This is a genomic window from Sphingopyxis sp., assembly GCF_036402335.1.
Lineage (GTDB): Bacteria > Pseudomonadota > Alphaproteobacteria > Sphingomonadales > Sphingomonadaceae > Sphingopyxis.
The window spans coordinates 1-7,115 of record NZ_DASWTD010000528.1; the positions used below are offsets into that span (position 1 = coordinate 1).

General features: G+C 62.9%; 7 protein-coding genes. 3 read left to right on the forward strand and 4 right to left on the reverse strand.

The window, feature by feature from the left end; genetic code table 11:
* Both VGD20_RS17240 and VGD20_RS17245 read right to left on the reverse strand, forming a co-directional pair.
* Positions 1 to 895, reverse strand: an 895-nt coding sequence (locus VGD20_RS17240) for an alanine racemase (RefSeq protein ID WP_331135610.1), incomplete at its 3' end; no start/stop codon positions are given.
* 43 nt (positions 896 to 938) lie between these two features.
* Positions 939 to 2,579 carry an MFS transporter gene (locus VGD20_RS17245; protein ID WP_331135611.1) on the reverse strand — a complete coding sequence of 547 codons (1,641 nt, stop codon included), beginning with the start codon at positions 2,577 to 2,579 and terminating at the stop codon, positions 939 to 941.
* Positions 2,580 to 2,687: 108 nt separating this feature from the next.
* Here VGD20_RS17245 and VGD20_RS17250 point away from each other — a divergent pair, with 108 nt between their 5' ends.
* The 3 genes from VGD20_RS17250 (at position 2,688) to VGD20_RS17260 (ending at position 4,608) form a co-directional block, all read left to right on the forward strand.
* Positions 2,688 to 3,455: a cyclase family protein gene (locus VGD20_RS17250; RefSeq protein WP_331135612.1), complete on the forward strand. Its 768-nt coding sequence runs from the start codon at positions 2,688 to 2,690 to the stop codon at positions 3,453 to 3,455.
* 147 nt (positions 3,456 to 3,602) lie between these two features.
* Complete coding sequence (locus VGD20_RS17255) at positions 3,603 to 4,022, forward strand: hypothetical protein (RefSeq protein ID WP_331135613.1); 420 nt, start codon at positions 3,603 to 3,605, stop codon at positions 4,020 to 4,022.
* Between the two features lie 100 nt (positions 4,023 to 4,122).
* Complete coding sequence (locus VGD20_RS17260; protein ID WP_331135614.1) at positions 4,123 to 4,608, forward strand: NUDIX domain-containing protein; 486 nt, start codon at positions 4,123 to 4,125, stop codon at positions 4,606 to 4,608.
* A gap of 105 nt (positions 4,609 to 4,713) precedes the next feature.
* Here the strand turns inward: VGD20_RS17260 and VGD20_RS17265 are convergent, their stop codons facing one another.
* A complete protein-coding gene (locus VGD20_RS17265; RefSeq protein ID WP_331135615.1) occupies positions 4,714 to 5,085 on the reverse strand; it encodes a tRNA-binding protein in 372 nt (123 codons plus the stop codon).
* A 4-nt stretch (positions 5,086 to 5,089) separates the two neighbouring features.
* Entirely contained in the window at positions 5,090 to 7,096 is a 2,007-nt protein-coding gene (locus VGD20_RS17270) for an acetyl/propionyl/methylcrotonyl-CoA carboxylase subunit alpha (RefSeq protein WP_331135616.1), read from the reverse strand.
* Positions 7,097 to 7,115: the final 19 nt, after the last annotated feature.

The window sequence follows — 7,115 nt, forward strand, 5'->3', positions numbered from 1 at the left end:
TCAGATCCATCGACACCCGCCCGATCAAAGGCAATGCCCGACCCTGCCACATCGCCCCGCCCGACCCGGCATGGCACCGCAGATAACCATCGGCATATCCCATGTTGGCGACCGCGACCGCGCAGTCGCGCCGCGCCGTCCAGGTCGCGCCATAACCGACCGTTTCGCCTGCACGCACCGTGCGCACCTGAAGCACGCGCGCTTCGGGAAAGGCGACCTGCCGGATGTGTCCCGCGGCTTCGGGTCGCGGCGTACCGCCATAGAGCGCAAGACCGGGGCGCGTCAGGTCGAACGCATAGTCGGCGCCGAGGCAAATGCCGGCGCTATTTGCCAGACTGTAGCGCCGCGCGGGAACTGCCTGCCGGATCGCCTGAAAAGCCGCCAGCTGGCGTGCATTCTGTTCGCTGTCCTCGTCGGCCGAGGCGAGATGGCTCAGCAATGTTTCGATTGCAAGGCCGCGCAGCACGCCACTCGTCGCCTCTTGGGGGCGCAGGCCGAGCCGGCTCATTCCGGTATCGACCATCACGTCGCACGGTCGCCCTTCCCCCGCGTCGCGCCAGCGCCGGACCTGCTCGACGCTGCCGAGTACCGGGCGCGCCGGGATCGTGCGCGCGGCGATCATGTCGGCGGCGGCCGCGCCATGCAGTACCGATAGCGACACCCCCGCAGGGAGCGGCATGAGCGCCGCTGCCTCGGCCCACGTCGCGACGAAGAAATCACGGCAGCCGGCGGAGGCCAGATGCTGCATCACCGCCCGCGCGCCGAGCCCGTAGCCATCGGCCTTGATCGCCGCGCCGCACGCCGCAGCGCCGCCCCGGGCGGCCAGCCAGCGCCAGTTGGCGACAAGGGCATCGCTATCGAGACGGAGGCGGAGCGGCGGCGGAATTTCGATCATGCCCCGCCCTATACCGCTTCGCGGGCTGCGCCAATGGGGTCGATCAGGCTTGCGGCGCGGTCCCCCGAACCGGCTTGTCCCACTGTCCCTCGACCGGATCCTTGAGCATGAACGCCGTCACGAGGAAGGCGACGAGAACGACACCCCAAGTATACCACAATCCGGAATAGGCGTTGCCCGTCTTGGCGATGATAAAGCTCGCGATCAGCGGCAGGAAACCTCCGAAATAGCCGGTGCCGAGATGATAGGGGATCGACAGCGATGAATAGCGGACATGCGGCGGGAACATTTCGGAAAGCAGCGCCGCAACAGGGCCATAGGTAAAGCCCGACAGCGCGCTGAGGCCGAGCAGGGCGAGGAAGATGATGGCGATGCTGCCCGCGTCCGGAACCTGCTTGGCGAAATCATAGCCCATTGCCTCGAGCGCGGGCTGGAGCAGCTTCGGATCCTCGCTCGCGACCTCGCGGTCACCGATACGGATCCTGACGCTGTCGAAGCCCCCACCGGTCGCGACGACCGTATAGGGCACGCCAAGCTTCGTCAGTTCGCCGAGCGTCTTGCCGCAGGCGGTTTCCTGTTTCTGGGCGAAGGGATCGAAGCTGCACCGCGACCCCTCGACGGTCACCGGCGCACGCTCGGCGGCTGCGCTGAGGGCAGGGTTGCCGACGCTCCCCATCCACCAGAACAATGGAAACAGCAGCACGAGCGTCGCGGCATAGCCCCAGACAATCGGCTTTTTGCGCCCGATCCGGTCGGAAAGACGCCCCGCCCAGAGGAAAAAGCCCATGCCGACCGCGGCAGCACAGCCGACGATGATTTCGGCGGCGGTATCCTCGACCTTCATCGGCCCCTTCAGGAACGACAGGCCCGAGAACATCGCGGTGTACCAGATCACGGTCAGGCCGGCGGCGATGCCGAACAGCGCGATGAAGATTCGCCGCAGGTTGCCGGGATAGGTGAAGCTTTCCTTGAGCGGGTTCTTCGCCAGTTCGCCCTCCTGCTTCATCGCTTGGAAAACCGGGCTTTCGGACAGCTTGAGGCGCATCCACAGCGAGATAGCGAGCAGGATCAACGAGAGCAGGAAGGGCACGCGCCACCCCCAGCTTTCCCAGACCGCGTCGGACATCAGCGCCTTGCAGCCGAGCACGACGATCAGACTCAACACAAAGCCGCCGACGACGCTCGCCTGGATGAAGCTGGTGTAGAAGCCGCGCTTTCCGGGCGGCGAATGTTCGGCGACATAGACTGCGGCCCCGCCATATTCGCCGCCGAGCGCGAGCCCCTGCAGCACGCGGAGCAGGATGACGATGATCGGCGCGGCGATGCCGATCGTCGCCGCCGACGGGATCATGCCGACGCCCGCGGTGGCGATACCCATCAGCGTGACCGTGACGAGAAAGGTATATTTGCGCCCCAACCGGTCGCCGAGGAAGCCGAACAGGACCGCGCCGAGCGGACGGAAACCGAAGCCGACCGCGAACCCCGCCCAGACGAGCAGGATTTCGAGCGTCGCATTGTCGCTGGGGAAAAAGGCCTTGCCGATGATCGCCGCAAGCGTGCCATAGATGAAGAAGTCATACCATTCGAACACCGTGCCCGCCGACGAGGCGGCAATGACCATGCGAATATCTTTCGCGGTCGGTTCGTAAACGGCCCCGTTTCCGGCGGCGGTGCTCTCGGTCATCAAGCTCTCCCCTGCCCCATTGCATGGAGCTTTCGCCCTTCTCTACCGGGCAAGCGCCGCCGCGCAAGCCTTCTTGGCGTAGCGTCATTCCGGTGGCAGACTGCGCGAATGCAGTTCATCGATCTTTCGATCCCGATCACCAATGACGTCGTCTCCGACCCGCCGGTGATGCGCCCCAACATCACCTATATGACCCATGAAAATACATGGGAGCAGATCGCGATGTTCTTCCCCGGCCTGACGCGCGAGGATTTGCCCGACGGCGAAGGCTGGGCGGTCGAGATGCTGTCGCTCAGCACGCACAATGGCACGCATATGGACGCGCCGTGGCACTATCATTCGACGACCGACAACGGCGCATCCCCCGCCCCGTCGATCGACGAAGCCCCGCTCGACCTCTTCTTCCGTCCCGGCGTCAAGCTCGACTTTTCGGATCGCCCGCACGGTCATGTCATCGCCGCCGCCGAGGTCGAGGCCGAACTCGCGCGGATCGGGCACGATCTCCAGCCGCTCGATATCGTGCTCGTCCAATCGGGCGCGGTCTACGGCACCGAGAATTTCACCGATCAGGGCTGCGGCATGGGCGCCGAGGCGACGCTGTACCTGACGGAACGCGGTGTGCAGGTCGTCGGGACCGACGCGTGGAGCTGGGACGCGCCGTTCAGCCACACCGCGAAACGCTGGGCCGAAACGCGCGACCCGTCGATCATCTGGGAAGGCCACAAGGCCGGACGCATCCGCCCCTATTACCAGATCGAGAAGCTGACCAATCTCGCCGCGATCCCGGCGACGGGTTTTACCTTCAGTTGTTTCCCGGTGAAGATCGAGCGCGCGAGCGCGGGGTGGATCCGCGCAGTGGCGCTGGTCGGTGATTGAACCGAGTTGCGGGTCGTCGGAATGACCGTTTTCGACCGGTTGCGGACGGCAGCGAGAGGCACATTCCGATTCTTGACCGGTCGAACTGGCTTTGTCTTGAACTGGCATTGTTGAGCGAGCAAACGGTGTGCCGACAGGAGAGCTTGCATGACGATCCCCAACGACCTGATCGACAAGTGTGAGCGTAATCAATACTGCTGGCATCGCGAGACGCCAAGCGACATCGATGTTGCGTTCGAAAAACTCGGATTACCTAAAACCGGCGAGCTTTATATATTCGCCCGCAAATACTGCCTGCAATTTGCGTCGGAGAGCATTCCGTTCCAGCTGGTTGACATTGTCGAGGATGACGGAACCATTTCGGACAATATATACTACGCGCGGGAAGAGCTTAAAATCGAACCGACGCTGGTACCGATCTCGACCTATGAGGCAGAATCGATCTTGGTCGTCGATGTGAATGATGAGCGGGTGCTGCAACTTACACCAAATGACGCGGGTGACGCGTGGATCAGCGAGATCATCAGCCCCAGCTTATACAGCTTCATGCTCTCTCATCTTCCGTAAAACCGCTCATCGAACGAATTTTGTCGGTCGTGTCTTCCATGCAGTTGCGGAAGGCGCATGGCCAAGAAAGTTCGACATATCCGGCCAACGGGAGTTCTGAATGACATTTGCGAATAGCTATCTCGGAAAGCTCCGATCATTGGTGGGGAACCGATGCCTGCTTGTTCCGGGCGCGCGAGTTATCATCGCCAACGAAGATGGGTCGATCCTCTTGCAACATCGAAGCGACTTTTCGGTTTGGGGGTTGCCTGGAGGAAATGCGGAGGAAGGCGAGGATCTGACGGAGGTAGCGATCCGCGAGACTTTCGAAGAAACCGGCCTTCGGATAAAAAATCCCAGGCCATTCGGTTTTGGCAGCAATCCGCAATTTGAAACCGTCCGGTTTCCGAACGGACATGTCTGCCAGTTCTTCGTGATGATGTTCTACGCCACGGACTATGATGGCCATATCGTAACCGATGGTTCGGAAACATTGGACTTACAGTGGTTTCCTACGAATAAACTACCAGCGATGTTGGCGAATATGCGTCGGAGCGTCGAGGCTTATGCCGCGTTTTCAAAGACGGGGACGTTTCAGATGATCTAAAGGCCGAAATTCTGTGTCTTCTGCCCGGCCTACGTCCGGTTCGAGCGAATTCTATCCGAAAACCGCCTGTCAGTTTTCCACTCCAAACCGGTGCGCAGCGCTCCGCTAGAATAATCGCGACCCGTTCGGCACGGCACGGTCGGGCGCGAACAGGATCACCGCGCCCTCCTCATCGGCAAACCCCAGCGTCAGCACCTCCGACATGAACTTGCCGATCTGGCGCGGCGGGAAGTTCACGACCGCGGCGACCTGCCGTCCCGCCAGTTCTTCGAGCGCATAGCGGTCGACGATCTGCGCGCTGCTCTTCTTCACCCCGATCGCGGGGCCGAAGTCGATCTTCAGCTTGAACGCGGGCTTGCGCGCCTCGGGAAAAGGCTCGGCCTCGACGATCGTGCCGATGCGGATGTCGACGCGAAGGAAATCGTCGAAGGCGATTTCCTGCGCTGCCGGTGCGTGCTGATCATGATTGACGTGCATGACGTCATTCCATCTCCAAAATCACCGCGTCGACCGCAAGGCTGTCACCCTGTGCGGCGTTGACGGTCTTTACCGTGCCCGATTTTTCGGCGCGGAGGATGTTTTCCATCTTCATCGCCTCGACCGTCGCGAGCGGCTGGCCGGCTTCGACCTTGTCGCCCTCGCCGACGTGCAGCGTGACGAGCAGGCCGGGCATCGGGCAGATGAGGAATTTCGACAGGTCGGGCGGGACCTTCTCGATCATGTGCGCCGACAGCGGCGCGATATGCCACGGCAGCACGCGCACATCGTGGATGTGCCCGCGCGTCGTCATTTTCCAGCCGGTGCGGGTCTTCGCGACCTTCACCGCGAGTTCGGTCTCGTCGATCTCGGCAACCACGAGCCGGTCGCCCGGCGTATATTCGAGCGCGATGTCGATCTTGTCGCCTTCGACCTTGATATGCTTCGCGCCGATCTTGACCTTGTGCGGCGTGCCGTCGATCGACACCTGCCACTTCGCGGGCGGTTCGAGCCGGTCGCCGAGTTGGCCGTCGGTCCGCCGCGCGCGGTCGGCCTCGGCGCTCGCCATGAAGCCGGCGATCGCGGCGAGCGCGCGCGAAATCTTCGCGTCGGTCGGCGCGCCGTGGAAGCCCTCGGGATATTCCTCGGCGATGAAGCCTGTCGTCAGTTCGCCCGAGCGGAAGCGCGGGTGCTGCATGATCGCCGAGACGAAATCGATATTGTGCCCGAGCCCTTCGAGTTCGAAGCGGTCGAGCGCCGCGATCTGCAAATCGGCCGCGGCATCGCGCGTCTCGCCCCACGTCACCAGCTTGGCGATCATCGGGTCGTAGAAGATCGACACTTCGCCGCCCTCCTCGACCCCCGCATCGACACGTACGCCGTCGACGCCGCGCTCGTCGCCTTCCCACGCCGGAACCGGCGTGCGGTAACGCACGAGCCGCCCGGTCGAGGGCAGGAAGCCTCGATACGGATCTTCGGCATAGACGCGGTTCTCGATCGCCCAGCCGTCGATCTTCACATCGTCCTGCGTCAATTCGAGCTTTTCGCCCGCGGCGACGCGGATCATCTGCTCGACCAGGTCGATGCCGGTGATCGCCTCGGTCACCGGATGCTCGACCTGAAGGCGCGTGTTCATTTCGAGGAAATAAAAGCTCTCGCCCGTCGGGTCGGCGCCCGAGACGATCAGTTCGACCGTGCCCGCGCTGTAATAGCCGACGGCCTTCGACAGCGCGACGCACTGCTCGCCCATCGCCTTGCGCATCTTCTCTGTGACGAAGGGCGATGGCGCTTCCTCGACCACCTTCTGGTGGCGGCGCTGGATGCTGCATTCGCGCTCGTTGAGGTACAGCACATTGCCGTGCTGGTCGCCGAGGATCTGGATCTCGATGTGACGCGGACCCAGGATGAACTTCTCGATGAAGACGCGGTCGTCGCCGAAGCTGTTGAGCCCCTCGCGCTTGGTCGCCTCAAAGCCTTCGCGGACGTCCTTTTCGTCATAGGCGAGGCGCATGCCCTTGCCGCCGCCGCCGGCCGAGGCCTTCATCATCACCGGATAGCCGATCTCGTTCGAAATCTCGACCGCATGCTCGGTGTCGCGAATCTCGCCGACGAAGCCGGGGACGACGTTGACGCCGGCTTCCTTCGCAAGCTTCTTCGACTCGATCTTGTCGCCCATCGCCGCGATCGCGTTCACCGGCGGGCCGATGAAGGCGATATTTTCCTTCGCGAGCGCTTCGGCGAAGCTGGTGCGCTCCGACAGGAAGCCATAGCCGGGATGCACCGCCTCGGCGCCCGTCGCCTTGCACGCCGCGATGATCTTGTCGGCGATCAGATAGGATTCGGACGCGGGCGACGGACCGATATGCACCGCCTCGTCGGCCATCTGCACGAAGGGCGCGCGCGCGTCGGCGTCCGAATAGACAGCAACGGTCGCGATGCCCATGCGGCGCGCGGTCTTGATGACGCGGCAGGCGATTTCACCGCGATTGGCGATCAGGATTTTCTTGAACATGGCCCTCAATATTCCTCAA